Raw genomic sequence first — 15,645 nt, forward strand, 5'->3', positions numbered from 1 at the left:
ACAAAAAGGGCGGAAGCATGCTTTACCCATCGGTCACAGAACGTTCGTGATCACGCAACACCGTTCCTTCACAGTGGCTGCATGACTCCAGACATGTCTCAGTCGAACCGGGCCCGGCACGGACGGCCCGCGCACCACTGGCGGCGCGATCTCGTCGAGCTCGCCGCCCTGTTCACGGCGGTCGCGGTGGCGGACGCGGTGGCGAACCTGATCGGGCACGGGCCCGACGGTCCGGCGCTGCTGGTGATCTCGGCCCTGGCGCTGGCCGCGACGGCGGGCTTCCACACCTGGTGGGCCCGCCGCCACGGCCACGCACCGCCGCCCGCCGGCGATACCGGCGCCCGGCCGGCCGCCGAGGGGCGGCCGGCCGGGCACTCGCCGGAGGCCGGCCGCTCGGAGCGGGACGGGGACGCGGCGAGCACGTTGTGGCGGATGCGGACGACGGTGAAGGACGAGCCGGGCTCGCTGGCCTCGCTGTGCGCGGCCCTGGCCGGGCGGCGGGTCGACATCCTGAGCCTGCAGACGCACCCGCTCGCCGACGGCACGGTCGACGAGTTCCTGCTGCGCGCACCGGGGTCGCTGACGGCGGACGAGATCACCCGGGCGGTCTCGCTGGCCGGGGGCGTGTCCACATGGATCGAGCGGGCCGACGCCCACGACCTGGTGGACGCACCGACCCGGGTACTGGGTCTCGCCACGCGCACCGCACTGGACCCGGCGGAACTGCCCCTTGCCCTGCGGCAGTTGCTCGGCCGGTGCACGATCCGTTCGCTGCCCGCGAAGCCGGCCGGGGGTGGTCGCGGGCCGGAGCCGGTGCCGGTGGAGGGCGCCCTGGAGGACACCGTCATGCGGCTGCGGGCACCGGAGGGCGGTGTGATCACCGTCGAGCGGGCGTACCTGCCGTTCACCCCGACCGAGTTCGCGCGGGCCAGGGCCCTGGTGGAGCTGGACAGCCGGCTCGGACCGCGCATCCCGGACGGCCAGCACGTGCTGACGCTGCCCGAGGGGAACGACATCATGGTGCGCCGGGTGGACACCGGTGACCTGGCGGCGGCCCGGGCGATGCACGAGCGGTGCTCCAGGCGCACCCTCGACATGCGGTACCACGGGCCCGTGGGCGATGCCGACCGCTACCTGAACCACCTGCTCAGCCCCCGCTTCGGGCGGACCCTGGCCGCGCAGACGCCCTCGGGGCGCGTCGTCGGCCTCGGCCATCTGCTGTGGGACGGCGACGAGACGGAGGTCGCCCTGCTCGTCGAGGACGCCTGGCAGCGGCGCGGGGTCGGCGCCGAACTGCTGGGCCGGCTGGTGGCGATGGCGGTGGAGGCGGGCTGCGAGAGCGTGTACGCGGTGACGCAGGCGTCCAACACCGGCATGGTGGCCGCGATGCGCGGCCTCGGGCTCCCCCTGGACTACCAGATCGAGGAGGGCACCCTGGTGGTCACCGCCCGCCTCGGCGCCGCAGCGACACCCGCGCTGCCGCCGCACGACGCGACCGCGCAGCACCTCGGCGGCCGGGGTCACCGCGACTGACCCCGCCCCACCGGGGGCTCGGCCGGCCGGGGCCGGGCGAACGGCTCGGCCTACGGCTCGCCGGGCTCCGACGAACGGGGGCCGGGCGGCTTGGCGGACAGCTCATCGAACGGCTGCCGGGAAGCCCGGCGAACTGTGCGCGGCGCGGCCCGGCGGATGACTGGCCGAACGACTGCCGATGGCCGGGCAGACGGTTCGGCGGCCGGCCCGACACACGGCACACCGCCGAACGACTGCCGGACGGCCGAGCAGACGGTTCGGCGGCCGGTCCGACACACGGCACACCGGACGGGCCAGCGGACGGTGTGCCGACGGCTCACCGCTTGCTCGACGAGCGGCTGCCGAACGGCCCGGCGCCGGCGGCGTGGCGAATCAGCGCCACCGGTCCGCTCCCCAGCAGCTCGCCGCACGACCCGGCGGCCGGCCCCGACGACAGCTCGCCAAACGTCCGCCGGACGGCCCGGCAGACGGCCTGCGGCCGACCCGGCGGACGACTCACCCAACGACTCCCCGGACAGCCCGGCGCCCGAACGGGCGGACAGCGCGCCGCACCAACGGGCGGACACCCCACCGAGCGATCGGGCGGGCACCCCACCGAACGCATGGGCGGGCACGCGCATGGGCAGGCGCCCCACCGAGCGCATGGGCGGACGGCCCACCGAGCGCATGGGCGGACGGCCCACCGAGCGCATGGGTGGACGGCCCGGCGGGCGTCCGCCGGGCCGTCTTCGTGCGCAACCCCGTCAGCGCACGGCTTCCCGCAGCGGTGCCGCGGTGCGGCTCCGCTCCCCCAGGGCGTGATCGAGGTCGGCCCACAGGTCGTCGACGTCCTCCAGGCCCACGGACATCCGCAGCAGCCTGTCGCTCACCCCGGCGCCGCGCCGGTCGTCGGCGTCGACGATGCGGTGGCTGATGGAAGCGGGGTGCTGGATGAGGGTGTCGACGCTGCCCAGGCTCACCGCCGGGGTGATCAGCCCGACCCGGGAGATCACCTCGTGCGGGTCGCCGTGCACCTCGAAGGCGACCATCGCGCCGCCGAGGCGCGGGTAGTGGACGCGGGCCACGCGCGGGTCGGCGGCGAGCCGGCCGGCGATCTCGGCGGCGCTCGCCGAGGCGGCCCGGACCCGGACCGGCAGCGTGGACAGGCCCCTGAGCAGCAGGTAGCCGGCCAGCGGGTGCAGGACACCACCCGTGGCGAAACGTATCTTCCGGAGCTGTCCGGCGAACTCCTCGTCGCAGGCGACGACGCCGGCCAGCACGTCGCCGTGGCCGCCGATGTACTTGGTGGCGCTGTGCAGCACCAGACGCGCGCCGTGTTCGGCGGGACGCTGCAGGACGGGGGTGGCGAAGGTGTTGTCGGCCAGCAGCGGCACCTGCCCGCAGGAGTGGGCGACGGCCCGCAGGTCGACCTCGGCGAGCGTGGGGTTGGCCGGGGACTCGACCATCACCAGACCGGTGTCGGGGCGCAGCGCGTCCGCGATCCCGGCCGGGTCGGTCCAGGTCACCTCGGAGCCGAGGAGCCCGGCGGTCAGCAGGTGGTCGCTGCATCCGTACAGGGGGCGTACCGCGACGACGTGGCGCAGGCCGAGGGCGGAGCGGGCGAGGAGGACCGCGCTGAGCGCCGCCATGCCGCTGGCGAAGGCGACGGCGGACTCGGTGCCCTCCAGCCTGGCCAGGGCGGTCTCGAAGCGGGCGACGGTCGGGTTGCCGAGGCGGCCGTAGATCGGCGGTCCGTCCGGGTCGGCGCCGTCGGTGGCGAAGGCGTCGATGCGCGCGGCCTCCCCGCGGCTGTCGAAGGAGGGGTAGGTGGTGGACAGATCGATGGGCGGGGCGTGCAGGCCCTGGCGGGCGAGGTCGTCGCGGCCGGCGTGGACGGCCTCGGTGGCCAGTGCTCTCGATGCGGTGCGTACGTCGTCGTAGGCACCCGTGCTCGCTGTGTCCATGGGCGGAAGAGTGAACAGTGAACGGTTCAGCGGAATCGAACGCCGTGCTACGTTCGGCCAATGGCCGAATCTGTCGTACTGGATCCGGTGGACCTCCATCTGCTGCGCCTCCTGCAGAACGACGCCCGGACCACCTACCGCGATCTCGCCGCCCAGGTGGGCGTCGCGCCGTCCACCTGCCTGGACCGGGTGACCCGGCTGCGCCGCTCCGGTGTGATCCTCGGCCACCAGTTGCGGCTGGACCCGGCGAAGCTCGGACGCGGTCTGGAGGCACTGCTGTCGGTGCAGGTCAGACCGCACCGGCGGGAGCTGGTGGGACCGTTCGTGGAACGCATCCGCGCGCTGCCGGAGTCACGGACCGTGTTCCATCTGACCGGACCGGACGACTACCTGGTGCACGTGGCCGTGGCGGACATGACCGATCTGCAGCGGCTGGTTCTGGACGAGTTCACGGCGCACCGGGAAGTGGCCCGGGTGGAGACCCGGTTGATCTTCCAGCAGTGGGACTGCGGGCCGCTGCTGCCCCCGGCCACGCCCTGAGCGGAATCCCGCGATACGCGGGTGACGCGGCCGCGGTCGCCGTACGAGGATGGGCGGCATGGCTGAGATCCGGATCTTGCTGCCCCGTCAGGTCGCCGACGCGTACGTGGACGACCTCATCGCCGTCGACCCCGTCACCGGTACCTACCTGGGCGTGAAGGAGAGTGCGACCAGGCTGCCCGACTACTCCCCGCAGGGCCAGGAGGCCCTGGCCGAGCTGGCGCGGGCGACCCTCGCGCGGCTCGACGAGGCGGAGCGGCAGCCCGGCGCGGACAGCGACGTCGAGCGCCGCTGCGCCCGGCTGCTGCGCGAGCGGCTGACCGCCGAACTCGCCGTGCACGAGGCCGACGAGCACCTGCGCGCGGTCGGCAACATGCACACGCCGGGACACTCGGTGCGGGACGTGTTCACCGTGATGCCGGCGCAGACCGAGGAGGACTGGAGCGCGATCGCCGCGCGGCTGCGCGCGGTGCCGGCCGCCCTCGCGGGCTACCGGCAGTCCCTCCAGCTGGGCCTGGAGCGCAAGCTGTACGCGGCGCCGCGGCCGACCGCGACCTTCGTCGAGCAGCTCACCGAGTGGTCGGACACCGACGGTCACGGCCGCGGCTGGTTCGAGGACTTCGCCGCCGCGGGCCCGGACGCGCTGCGCGCCGAGCTGGACGAGGCGGCGCGCACGGCGACCGCGGCCGTCGCGGAGCTGCGCGACTGGATGCGGGACGTGTACGCGCCGGCGGTCGAGGACGCCCCGAACACCGTGGGCCGCGAGCGGTACGCGCGCTGGTCCCGCTACTTCAACGGCACCGACCTGGACCTGGACGAGGCGTACGCATACGGCTGGTCGGAGTTCCACCGCATCCTCGGCGAGATGCGGCAGGAGGCCGAGAAGATCCTGCCCGGCGCCGAGACGCCGTGGGTGGCACTCGCGCACCTGGACGAGCACGGCCGGCACATCGAGGGTGTCGAGGAGGTCCGGGAGTGGCTGCAGGGCCTGATGGACCAGGCCATCGCGGACCTGGACGGCACCCACTTCGAACTCGCCGAGCGGGTGCGGAAGGTGGAGTCCCGCATCGCCCCGCCCGGCGGTGCCGCCGCCCCGTACTACACGCCGCCCTCGGAGGACTTCTCGCGGCCCGGCCGGACCTGGCTGCCGACCATGGGCCTGACCCGGTTCCCGGTGTACGACCTGGTGTCGACCTGGTACCACGAGGGCGTGCCCGGCCACCATCTCCAGCTCGCGCAGTGGGCGCACGTGGCGGAGGACCTCTCCCGCTACCAGGCCGGCGTCGGCGGCGTCAGCGCCAACGCCGAGGGCTGGGCGCTGTACGCGGAGCGCCTGATGGACGAGCTGGGCTACCTGACCGACGCCGAGGTGCGCCTGGGCTACCTGGACGCGCAGATGATGCGGGCGGCCAGGGTCATCGTGGACATCGGCATGCACCTGGAGCTGGAGATCCCGGCGGACTCGCCGTTCCACCCCGGGGAGCGCTGGACGCCGGAGCTGGCGCAGGAGTTCTTCGGCGCGCACAGCAGCCGGCCGGCGGACTTCGTGGAGAGCGAGCTGACCCGGTACCTGACCATCCCCGGCCAGGCGATCGGCTACAAGCTCGGTGAGCGGGCCTGGCTGCTGGGCCGTGCGAACGCCCGTGAGCGGCACGGCGACGCCTTCGACCTGAAGGCGTGGCACATGGCGGCCCTGTCGCAGGGCTCGCTCGGCCTGGACGACCTGGTGGACGAGCTGTCCCGGCTCTGATCCCGCCGGGCCGGCGACGGGAACCCCTCGCGGAGTTGGCGACCTCGCCAGTGCCCCGGGCCGCCTGAGTCCGTGGCCGGCCACGCGATGAGCCGGGCCGGGTCGTCGGGCTGTCCCCGGCGTCCGGCGGGGCACCGGGCGGCCACGGCAGCCTGGGCGTCTCCGGTGGCCCCGCGCCGAGGCCGGAGCCCGAGCGAACACCGGGGGCCTGGCCGGCGCCCGCGTGGGCGTCCGTGCCGGGGCCGGTTCCGGCGCGGTCGCCGGGGCCCGTGCCGTTGGGGCGCCCCACCCCGTGCCGGTCGGCCGTACGGCCGTCCTCCGGTGGCGCGGCCGCCGGGGAGGCGGCTTGCTGGTGTCCGGAGCCGACGTGAGGAGGCGGGCCGGGTATGCGGGCAATGGGGCCGGGGCGGCAGCCGCTGCAGACCCCGCGGGCCGCCGGGCTGGCCGGAGTGGTGTTCGCGCTGCTGCTGGCGGCGGCGATCGTGCTGGTCCGGCTGGGGATCCCGGAGGGCGCGGACGGGGTCACCCCGCAGGGGTTCACGGACTCCACGCGGCGCGACGCGGTGCGCGCGGCCCTGGATCTGGTGCCGTTCGCCGGCATCTTCTTCCTGTGGTTCGTGGGCGCCGTACGGGCTCATGTGGGGCAGGTCGAGGACCGGTTCCTCGCCACCGTCTTCCTGGGCAGCGGACTGGTCTTCACCGCCACCCTGTTCGGCGGTGCGGCGGCGGCAGCGGCGGTCCTGGCCCTGGCCGACCCCTCTGCTGCCCCGCCCCCGCTGCCCGCCTGGGACTTCGGCCGCCATTTCGCGTACACGCTGCTGACCGGGTACGCCATGCGGATGGCGGGGGTCTTCGTCTGCTCGCTGTCGGTGATGGGGCACCGCCTCGGCGTCCTGCCGCGCCCGCTGTCGATCGTGGGGTTCCTGACCGCCGCGGTGCTGCTGTTCGTCTCCTCGAACGTGCCGTGGTCGGAACTGGTCTTCCCCGCCTGGGCGCTGGCGGTCAGCGTGCACATCCTCGTGGCGGGCGGCCGGAACCGCTCCCGGGACGAGCCCACCGCGTCCTCCGCGCCGCCCGCGCCCTCCGCGCCACCCGTGTGACCCCGCGGCACCCCCGCGGTCCCGCCGTCCTCACCCGGACGGCCCGGCCCGGCGGGCGGCGCCCCGGACCGGCTCCCATGCTGGCCAACGGGACATGACCGCCGTCCGGGAATGGCCGCGCGCGACGCGGCGGTGCGCACCGGACCAGGCCACGGAAGGGGCGGAGCGTCGATGAGGCTCGTCGTCGATCTCAACAAGTGTCAGGGGTACGCGCAGTGCGCGTTCCTCGCGCCCGACGTCTTCGCCATGCACGGCGAGGAGTCGCTGATCTACAACCCCCGGGCGGACGAGGAACAGCGCGAGCGGCTGGCACGCGCCGTCGCCGCCTGCCCGGTGCAGGCCATCACGGCCGACGGTCTGGACGGCATGGGCGGGAGCACCGCCTCCGCCCCGGAGGCGTCCGATGCCCGCTGATCACGTGGAATGGATCCGGCGCGAGGGCCGCATCGTGATCGTGGGCGCCTCGCTGGCCGGGCTGCGCGCCGCCGAGACCCTGCGCGCCGAGGGGTTCACCGGTGAGCTGACCCTGATCGGCGACGAGCCGTACGAGCCGTACGACCGGCCGCCGCTGTCCAAGGCGGCGCTGCTGGGCATGGCCTCGCCACGCCACACCGAGCTGCCCCACCGCCGGGAGATCGACGCGAAGTGGCGGCTCGGCGTCCCGGCCTCCGGCCTCGACCTGAGCGCCAAGCGGGTACGGCTGGCCGACGGGGACGAGGTCGAGTACGACCGGCTGCTCATCGCCACCGGCGTACGGGCCCGGCCCTGGCCGAAGGAGGCGGAGGCGCGGCTGGACGGCGTCTTCCTGCTGCGCACCCGGGACGACGCGACCAGGCTGCTGCAGAAGCTGAAGGCCGGGCCTCGCCGGGTGTTCATCATCGGCGCCGGGTTCGCCGGGTGCGAGGTGGCCTCGGCCTGCCGGGAGATGGGGCTCCAGGTCACCATGGCGGAGCGCGCCGGTGCCCCGCTGGTGGGTGCGCTCGGCGGGGTGATCGGCGCGGTCGCGGCCGACCTGCAGACCGAGAACGGCGTGGACCTGCGCACCCGGGTCACGGTGACCGCGCTGGAGGGCGACACGTCCGGCAGGGTGCGGGCCGTCCACCTGTCCGACGAGAGCGTCGTCGAGGCCGACGTCGTGGTCGTCTCGCTCGGTTCGCTGCGCAACACCGAGTGGCTGACCGGGTCGGGGCTCGGCGCCGGGCCGCGCGGCATCGCCTGTGACGCGGGCTGCCGGGCCTTCGACTTCCGGGGCATCGTCACCGACGACGTGTTCGTCGCCGGTGACGTGGCGCGGTCGCCGCACGCGCTGTTCGGCTACCAGTTCCTCTCGCTGGAGCACTGGGGCAACGCCGTCGCCCAGGCGGAGACGGCCGCGCACAACATGATCTGCCGGGGCGCCGACCGCCGCCCGCACCTGTGGACGCCGGCGTTCTGGTCCTCGCAGTTCCGGGTGAACATCAAGTCGGTCGGGGTGCCGCCCATGGGCGACCAGATCATGATCACGCAGGGCTCGCTGGCCGAGCGCAGGTTCGTCGGCGTCTACGGGTACCAGGGCCGGGTGATCGCCGCGGTCAGCTTCGACAACAACCGCTGGCTGGAGTTCTACCGGCGGCAGATCGAGCGCGGCGCCCCGTTCCCGGTGGAGTTCCCCACGATGGACCGGCGGCCCGAGGGCCGGCAGCCCGTCCCGGCCGACTTCCCCGACCCGTCCCTGCCGACCCACGGCCCCACCGTGACCCTGAGCGGCTACTCACCGGCCGACCAGCAGCTGGTATTCACCCCGGCCCGCCACTGACCGCCGCGGCCTCGACGCCCCTAGGACTTGTCATGACGCAAGCCCCGCTGTTCCGCCAGATCACCGACTTCGCCAACCGCGCCGACCCGTATCCGCTGTACACGGAACTCCGCAGGACACCGGTGCTGCACGAGGAGGAGGGCGGCCCCTACGTCGTCAGCTCCTACTACGACATCGAGGCGCTGCTCCACGACCCCCGGGTCAGCTCCGACGCCGCCAACCTGGCCGCGTCCGAGGACGACGGGCTGGGCATGGGCGACGAGACGGGCGGACTGCCGCCGTCGTTCCTCCGTCTCGATCCGCCCGAGCACGACCGGCTGCGGCGCATCGCCAACAGCGCGTTCGGGCCGCCGCACCAGCCGCGCCGCATCGAGAACATGCGCGGCGAGCTCGACGGCATCGTCACCGGCCTGATCGACGGCTTCGGGGACGCCCGGGAGGTGGACCTGGTCGACCAGTTCGCCTACCCGTTCCCGGTGACGGTGATCTGCCGGCTGCTGGGCGTGCCCCGTGAGGACGAGCCCCGGTTCCGCTCCTGGGTCGATCCGTTGGTCGCCACCCTCGACCCGGACACCCGGCGGAGCGCCGACCCGGAGTTCGTGAAGACGGCGCAGGAGTCGCGGATGCAGCTCGGCATGTACCTGGCCGGGCTGGTGGAGCAGCGCACCAAGGAGCCGCAGGACGACGTGCTGTCCGACCTGGCGAACAGCCGGGGCCCGGACGGCGCGATGACCATGATGGAGGTGCTGAGCACCGCGGTGCTGCTGCTGATCGCCGGGCACGAGACGACGGTCAACCTGATCACCAACGGCATGCTCACGCTGCTGCGCCACCCGGAGGTGCTGGGGCGGCTGCGGGAGGACCCGGGGCTGTCGGTGAGGATCGTGGAGGAGCTGCTGCGCTACGAGCCGCCGGTGCAGATCGTGCCGCAGCGCACCTGCATCACCGACATCGAGCTGCGCGGGACGACCATTCCCAAGGGTTCGCGCATCTGGCTCATGATCGCGGCGGGCAACCGGGACCCGGAGCGGTTCAAGGAGCCCGACCGGTTCGACCCGGACCGCGAGGACATCCAGCACCTCGGATTCGGCAGCGGCATCCACAGCTGCTTCGGCGCTCCCCTGGCCCGGCTGGAGACCCAGATCGCGCTGTCCGAGCTGGCCAGGCGGCTGGAGAACCCGCGGCTGGTCGAGGACCCGCCGCCGTACCGGCCGAACGCGGTGCTGCGCGGCCCGCGCCATCTGAACGTCGCCTTCGACGGCCTGCGTTGACCGTTCCCACGGTCCGGTCCGGTCCGGGGCCGGGGTGAGGGTGTGGCTCAGGGGGCCGGCCGACTGAACCGCACCAGGCCCGTCCAGGTCTCCGGGCCCGGCCGCAGGTGGGCGGCGTGGACCGGGTACGGGCCCGGTCCCAGGGGCACCCGCAGGTGCGTCCCGGTCCGGGCCGCCGCGCCCGGCCTGGCCGAGTCGAAACCACCACCCGGCCGGGACGTTCCAGCGCGGTCCGCCCTCCCCCACCGCGGCGTCGAGCGCGGCCGCGACGTGCCGACCTCGCAGACGCGGTGGTGGTCCGTGTCGAGCTCCTCGCTGTCGGCACCGGTCCGGAACGGCGGCACCGTCTGCGGTACGGCCACCAGCGGACCGCCGCCCGGCTCCACCCACCGCAGCGCGCCCGGATCCCCGTGTCGCGCCAGGGGCAGAACCCACACGGGCGGTTGTCAGCAGCCGCACTCGCCTGCCAGGGGCGCCGTCAGCGGGTCGGCGTCCCGGCGCGCGGGTCCCTGCCAGGTCTCGTAGGCGAAGCCCTCGCGCGCCCAGTACTCGAAGCCGCCGAGCATCTCCTTGACCTGGTAGCCGAGTTCGGCCAGGGCGAGGGCGGCGCGGGTGGCGCCATTGCAGCCGGGGCCCCAGCAGTAGGTCACCACCGGGACGGACCTGTCGAGGAGTTGTCCGGCCTGCTCGGGGATGAGCGCGGTCGGCAGGTGGACGGCGCCCGGGAGGTGCCCCTGGTCCCAGGACTCGGTGGAGCGGGAGTCGACCACGACGAAGCCGGGGTCACCGCCGGCCGCGAGCGCGGCGGCGACGTCGGAGACGTCGGCGTGGAAGGCGAGGCTCGCCCGGAAGTAGGCGGCGGCCTCGGCGGGGGCGGCGGGCGCGGTGCGCAGGACGGGGTTCACGGAGGTCTCGGTGCTCATGCCGGAAAACCTACGGCCGCGCGCCGTCCCGCTGAAGTGACGATCCACGGCCTGACGCTTGCCCGGCCGGGGATTGCCCTGCTATTCATCCGGGATGACCGCGTATTCCCCGGACGCCACCGACTGGCGCATTCTCGACGTCCTCCAGCGGGACGGGCGGGCCAGCTACGCCGAGCTGGCCCGCGAGGTCTCCATGTCCCCGAGCGCCGTCACCGAACGGGTCCGGCGCCTGGAGGAGGCCGGCGTGATCCAGGGCTACGCGGCCGTGGTGGACCCCGAGCGGCTGGGCCTCGCCATCATGGCGTTCGTACGCCTGCGGTACCCGAACGGCAACTACAAGCCGTTCCACGACCTGGTCGCCGCGACGCCCGAGATCCTGGAGGCCCACCACGTGACGGGCGACGACTGCTTCGTCATCAAGGTCGCCGCCCGCTCCATGTCCCACCTGGAGGAGGTCTCGGGCCGCATAGGCGCCCTCGGCTCGGTGACGACGAGTGTCGTCTACTCCTCGCCCCTCCCCCGCCGCCCGCTGGGCCGCTGACCGCTCCCCGCGGGCCGGCCGGGCGGCCGGGTCAGACCCCCCGCTGCCGCAGCGAGGACCCGGAGCGGTCCTTGACGACCTCCAGCTGGGCGTGGACGCGGCGGCGGAGGTCGGGGACGTGGCTGACGATGCCGACGCTGCGGTCCCGCTCGCGCAGGGAGTCCAGGACGTCCAGGACCTCGTCCAGGGTCTGGTCGTCGAGGCTGCCGAAGCCCTCGTCGATGAAGAGGGTGTCGAGGCGCACGCCGCCGGCCTCGTCGGTGACGACGTCGGCGAGGCCGAGGGCGAGGGCGAGGGAGGCGAAGAAGGTCTCGCCGCCCGAGAGACTGGCCGTGTCGCGTTCGCGGCCGGTCCAGGCGTCCACGACGTGCAGCCCGAGCCCGCTGCGCCCGCGCCCGGTGCGGTCGTCCGAGTGGACGAGGGTGTAGCGGCCCGACGACATCCGCTGCAGCCGTACGGTGGCCGCGGCCGCGACCTGCTCCAGGCGGGCCGCCAGCACGTACGACTCCAGGCGCATCCTGCGTTCGTTGTCGGCGGAGGTGCCCGCGGTGAGGGCGGCCAGGCGGGCCACCCGGTCGTACTCCTCGCGCAGCGGGGCGAGCCGGCGGGCGCCCTCGGTGGCGCGGGCCGAGAGCCGGTCCAGCTCGGTGCGGCAGCGGTCCGCCGCGTCGCATGCGGAGGCGGCGTCGCGCAGCCGCCGTTCGGATGCGGCCGCCGCGTGCTGGGCCGCGGCGAGGTCGGCGGGCGGCCGCTGCGCGGCGGCAGCGGCGTCGGCCTCGGCGAGCATGGCGCGCACGGCCGCCTCCTCGGACTGCCAGGCGTCCAGGCGGTGTTGCAGCTCGCGGTGGGCCGCGTCGTCCAGCAGCGCGGCGGCCGCGGCCTGCGGGGTCTCGAAGCCCGCGCGGTAGGCGGCGTCCGCGAGGCGGGCGTCGGCGTCCTTCAGCCGCTGGGCGGTGTCCTCGGCGGTGCGCGCGGCGTCCGCGGCGTCGGTGAGCTGCCCGGCCAGCCGCTCCAGTTGCGAGGCACGGAGGGCGACGCTGGCCGCGCTCCCCCGGGCCTGTGTCAACTCCTCCTGGAGTGCTGCCTGTTCACGCTCCAGTGTCTCGCGCCGGGTGAGCCGGGACGCGGTCCGTACGGCGGCCTGCTGACGGTCGGCCTGGCGCCGCTCGCGCTCCTGCTCGGCACGCCGCAGCTCCTCGTGGGCGGTGTGCAGGCCGGTGGCGGCGCGGCGGGCGCGCTCGTACTCCCGCTCCAGTTCGTCGGCTTCGGCGGCGAGCCGCTCGGTGGGGGTGTCGCCGGCCTCGGCGGTGGCCGCGGCCAGGGCCTCGCGCACCACGCCGAGGCGCCGCTCGTCCTCCGCCTGCCGCTCGCCGGCCCGCTGGTGGGCGGCGAGCGCGCGCTCCTCGGCCTCGCGGTCGACGTGTCCGGCGACCTTGCGGGCGGGCGCGGGGTGTTCGGTGGCTCCGCAGACGGCGCAGGGCTCGCCGTCGGTGAGGTGGGCGGCCAGTTCGGCGGCGATGCCGGTCAGGCGCTGTTCCTTGAGGTCCAGCCAGTGCGCGCGGGTGTCGAGGGTGTGCTGGGCGGCGGCGTGGGCGCGGCGCCGCGCCTGCTCCAGGTCGGCGGCCAGTTCGTCGCGGGTGCGGGCCGCGAGGAGGCGGCGGTGTGCGGGGTCGCGCCGGACGGCGAGCTGTTCGGCGCGGGTGGCCGCCTCCTGGGCGGTGTCGATGCGGGTCTGGAGGGCGGCGCGGGTGGTGTCCCACTCGGCGAGCCATGCGTCGGCCTCGCGCAGCACCTCCTCGTCGGCCCGTTCCTGCCGGTCGAGGCCGGTCCGTTCCCCGGCCAGCTCGGTGAGCCGCTGTTCGGCGCGCCGGGCGGACTCCAGGCCGCCCAGCTCCTCGGCGGCGCGGCGGGCGGCGGCCGCGAGGCCCGCGGGACCGGCGCCGGCGTGCTCCTCGGGGAGCGCGAGACGCAGGCGTGCCTCGGTCGCGGCGGCGGCGCGGTGCTCGGCCTCGGCGGACTCCCGGAGGTCGAGCGCGGGTGCCACGTTCTCCGCCTTGCGGGCGCGCCGCATGCGCTCCTGTGCCTCGTCGTGGGCGCCGGCCCGTTCCCTGAGCAGTTCGGCCCGCCGCCGCGCCTCGGTGAACCGGCTCTGCAGCCGGGCGAGTTCGCGCGCGTCGTCCAGGGTGCGCAGGGCCGCGGCGTGGCCGGACTCGGCGGCGGTGAGGCGGCACCGGGCGACGGTGAGGCGTTCGCGTGCGGTGCTGCGGGCCACGGCGGCGGCGCCGAGAACGGCATCGGCGAGGCCGGGGTCGCCGGGGCTCAGCTCGGGCAGCTCCATGGCGTCGCCCGCCGCCTGCTGCATGCGGTGCGCGTCGGCGAGCAGGCCGGCGTCGCCCTCGCGCACCCGGGCCTCGGTGGCGCGGCGGCGTTCGGCGAGCCGCTTCTCCACGTCGGCGAAGCGCTGGGTGTCGAAGAGGCGGCCCAGCAGGCGGCCGCGGGCCTCTGCGTCGGCGCGCAGGAAGCGCGCGAAGTCGCCCTGGGGCAGCAGCACGACCTGGCAGAACTGCTCGCGGCTCATGCCGAGGAGCTGGGTGATCTCCTCGCCGATCTCCTGGTGGGAGCGGCTGAGGTCCTTCCAGGCGCGGGCCGGGGCGTCGTACTCGCGCAGCCAGGTCTGGGCCTTGTCGACGGTCAGGCCCTTGCCGCGCAGCTTGGGCCGTTCCCACGGCGGCTGCCGGGTGATCTCCAGGCGGCGCCCGGCGACGGTGAGTTCGAGGCGGATCTCGGTGCGGGTGCGGGCCTCGGCGTGGTCGCTGCGCAGGTTCATGCCCTGGCCGCTCTGCCGGGCGCCGGGCACGGAGCCGTAGAGCGCGTAGCAGACGGCGTCCAGGACGGAGGTCTTGCCCGCACCGGTGGGGCCGTGCAGCAGGAACAGCCCGGCGGCGGACAGCGCGTCGAAGTCGACGCTGCGAGCGCCGCCGAAGGGGCCGAAGGCGGTGATGTCGAGCCGGTGCAGCCTCATCGGGCCACCTCCCGCAGGGCGTCGTCGGCGCGCACGGCGTCGAAGGCCTCGCGCAGTACGGCGCTCTCCCGTTCGTCGGGTCCGGCACCGCGCACGTGGGCGACGAAGTCGTGGGCGATCTGCTGGTCGCTGCGGCCCGCGAGCCGCCGGGCGTAGGAGACCGCGGGGTCGTCCGCTGCCCGTTCCGGGGCGAAGACGAGGCTGAGGGTGTGCGGGAAGCGCTCGGCGAGCCGGGCCATCGGGTCGGCCGGGCGGACCGGGTCGGTGAGCGTGGCCTCCACCCAGGCGTCCTCGTGGCGGGCGAGTTCCGGGTCGGCGAGCAGGTCCTCCAGGGTGCCGCGGATGCGGGCGAGGGGACGCGGCACGGGGCAGTCGAGGCGCTCGGCGGTGACCGAGCCGTCGGCGGCCAGGTCGACGAGCCACATGCTCTTGCGGTGGCCGGCCTCGGAGAAGGAGTACGCGAGCGGGGAGCCCGAGTAGCGGACGCGCTCGGTGAGGGTCTGGCAGCCGTGCAGATGGCCGAGGGCCACGTAGTCGACGCCGTCGAAGACTCCGGCCGGTACGGCGGCGACCCCGCCGACGGTGATGTCCCGCTCGCTGTCGCTGGGTTCGCCGCCAGTGACGAAGGCGTGGGCGAGGACGACGGAGCGGGTGCCCGTGGCGCGGGTGGCGAGGTCGGCGCGGACGCGGTCCATGGCGGCGGCGAGCACGGTCTCGTGGCCGGCCCGCTCCACTTCGAACTCGTCCTTGACCAGGGCGGGTTCGAGGTACGGCAGTCCGTAGAAGGCGACGTCCCCGTGGGCGTCGGACAGCACGACGGGAGTACCGGCGGCGGCCGGTTCGGTGCGCAGGTGGATGCCCGCGCGGTCGATGAGTCCGGCGGCAACGCCGAGCCGGCGCGCCGAGTCGTGGTTGCCGGAGATCATCACGGTGGGCACGCCGAGGTCGGCCAGGCGGTGCAGGGCGTCGTCGAACAGCTCGACCGCCGCGAGCGGGGGCACCGCGCGGTCGTACACGTCCCCGGACACGACCACCGCGTCGACCGCGTGCTCGCGCACGGTGGTGACGAGGTGACCGATGAACCCGGCCTGGGCCCCGAGCATGTTCACCCGGTGGAAGGCCCGGCCGAGGTGCCAGTCGGACGTGTGCAGGACTCTCATGATCCCCGAGACTAACGGCCGGGTCCGACATCACGGGCGGTTACTCCCGTATCAGGCCGTCACACCC

At 74.8% G+C, this 15,645-nt stretch carries 13 protein-coding genes; 8 read left to right on the forward strand and 5 right to left on the reverse strand.

All coding sequences use genetic code 11. From position 1 onward, the window contains the following. The first annotated feature begins 93 nt into the window (after positions 1–93). Positions 94–1,533 carry a GNAT family N-acetyltransferase gene (locus B446_RS06575; RefSeq protein WP_020938639.1) on the forward strand — a complete coding sequence of 480 codons (1,440 nt, stop codon included), beginning with the start codon at positions 94–96 and terminating at the stop codon, positions 1,531–1,533. 743 nt (positions 1,534–2,276) lie between these two features. Here the strand turns inward: B446_RS06575 and B446_RS06580 are convergent. Continuing rightward, a complete protein-coding gene (locus tag B446_RS06580; protein ID WP_020938640.1) occupies positions 2,277–3,476 on the reverse strand; it encodes a trans-sulfuration enzyme family protein in 1,200 nt (399 codons plus the stop codon). A gap of 60 nt (positions 3,477–3,536) precedes the next feature. Between B446_RS06580 and B446_RS06585 the strand changes: the two genes are divergently transcribed. From B446_RS06585 to B446_RS06610, 6 genes are all read left to right on the forward strand, one after another. Beyond that, entirely contained in the window at positions 3,537–4,016 is a 480-nt protein-coding gene (locus B446_RS06585; protein ID WP_020938641.1) for an Lrp/AsnC family transcriptional regulator, read from the forward strand. A 58-nt stretch (positions 4,017–4,074) separates the two neighbouring features. Further along, entirely contained in the window at positions 4,075–5,766 is a 1,692-nt protein-coding gene (locus B446_RS06590) for a DUF885 domain-containing protein (RefSeq protein ID WP_020938642.1), read from the forward strand. 386 nt (positions 5,767–6,152) lie between these two features. Beyond that, a complete protein-coding gene (locus B446_RS06595) occupies positions 6,153–6,866 on the forward strand; it encodes a hypothetical protein (RefSeq protein ID WP_043474911.1) in 714 nt (237 codons plus the stop codon). Between the two features lie 171 nt (positions 6,867–7,037). After that, positions 7,038–7,280: a ferredoxin gene (locus tag B446_RS06600; RefSeq protein ID WP_020938644.1), complete on the forward strand. Its 243-nt coding sequence runs from the start codon at positions 7,038–7,040 to the stop codon at positions 7,278–7,280. Then, complete coding sequence (locus tag B446_RS06605) at positions 7,270–8,661, forward strand: NAD(P)/FAD-dependent oxidoreductase (RefSeq protein ID WP_043474915.1); 1,392 nt, start codon at positions 7,270–7,272, stop codon at positions 8,659–8,661. Before B446_RS06600 ends, B446_RS06605 begins: the two co-directional genes overlap by 11 nt. 32 nt (positions 8,662–8,693) lie before the next feature. Next, positions 8,694–9,932 carry a cytochrome P450 gene (locus B446_RS06610; protein ID WP_020938646.1) on the forward strand — a complete coding sequence of 413 codons (1,239 nt, stop codon included), beginning with the start codon at positions 8,694–8,696 and terminating at the stop codon, positions 9,930–9,932. Between the two features lie 47 nt (positions 9,933–9,979). On the opposite strand, the gene B446_RS06615 is transcribed toward B446_RS06610, so the two are convergent. Both B446_RS06615 and B446_RS06620 read right to left on the reverse strand, forming a co-directional pair. Continuing rightward, on the reverse strand, positions 9,980–10,369 hold the full coding sequence (locus B446_RS06615) for an Imm21 family immunity protein (RefSeq protein ID WP_328285322.1): 390 nt from the start codon (positions 10,367–10,369) through the stop codon (positions 9,980–9,982). A gap of 9 nt (positions 10,370–10,378) precedes the next feature. Further along, positions 10,379–10,855, reverse strand: a complete 477-nt coding sequence (locus B446_RS06620) for a rhodanese-like domain-containing protein (RefSeq protein WP_020938648.1) — start codon at positions 10,853–10,855, stop codon at positions 10,379–10,381. Positions 10,856–10,949: 94 nt separating this feature from the next. On the opposite strand from B446_RS06620, the gene B446_RS06625 reads away from it, so the two are divergent. After that, positions 10,950–11,396 carry an Lrp/AsnC family transcriptional regulator gene (locus B446_RS06625; RefSeq protein ID WP_020938649.1) on the forward strand — a complete coding sequence of 149 codons (447 nt, stop codon included), beginning with the start codon at positions 10,950–10,952 and terminating at the stop codon, positions 11,394–11,396. 31 nt (positions 11,397–11,427) lie between these two features. On the opposite strand, the gene B446_RS06630 is transcribed toward B446_RS06625, so the two are convergent. Both B446_RS06630 and B446_RS06635 read right to left on the reverse strand, forming a co-directional pair. Next, complete coding sequence (locus B446_RS06630) at positions 11,428–14,418, reverse strand: AAA family ATPase (RefSeq protein ID WP_020938650.1); 2,991 nt, start codon at positions 14,416–14,418, stop codon at positions 11,428–11,430. After that, complete coding sequence (locus tag B446_RS06635) at positions 14,415–15,578, reverse strand: exonuclease SbcCD subunit D (RefSeq protein WP_020938651.1); 1,164 nt, start codon at positions 15,576–15,578, stop codon at positions 14,415–14,417. The genes B446_RS06630 and B446_RS06635 overlap by 4 nt, the downstream gene beginning before the upstream one ends. Positions 15,579–15,645 lie beyond the last annotated feature (67 nt).

Origin of the sequence: Streptomyces collinus Tu 365 (assembly GCF_000444875.1) — a bacterium.
Lineage (GTDB): Bacteria > Actinomycetota > Actinomycetes > Streptomycetales > Streptomycetaceae > Streptomyces > Streptomyces collinus_A.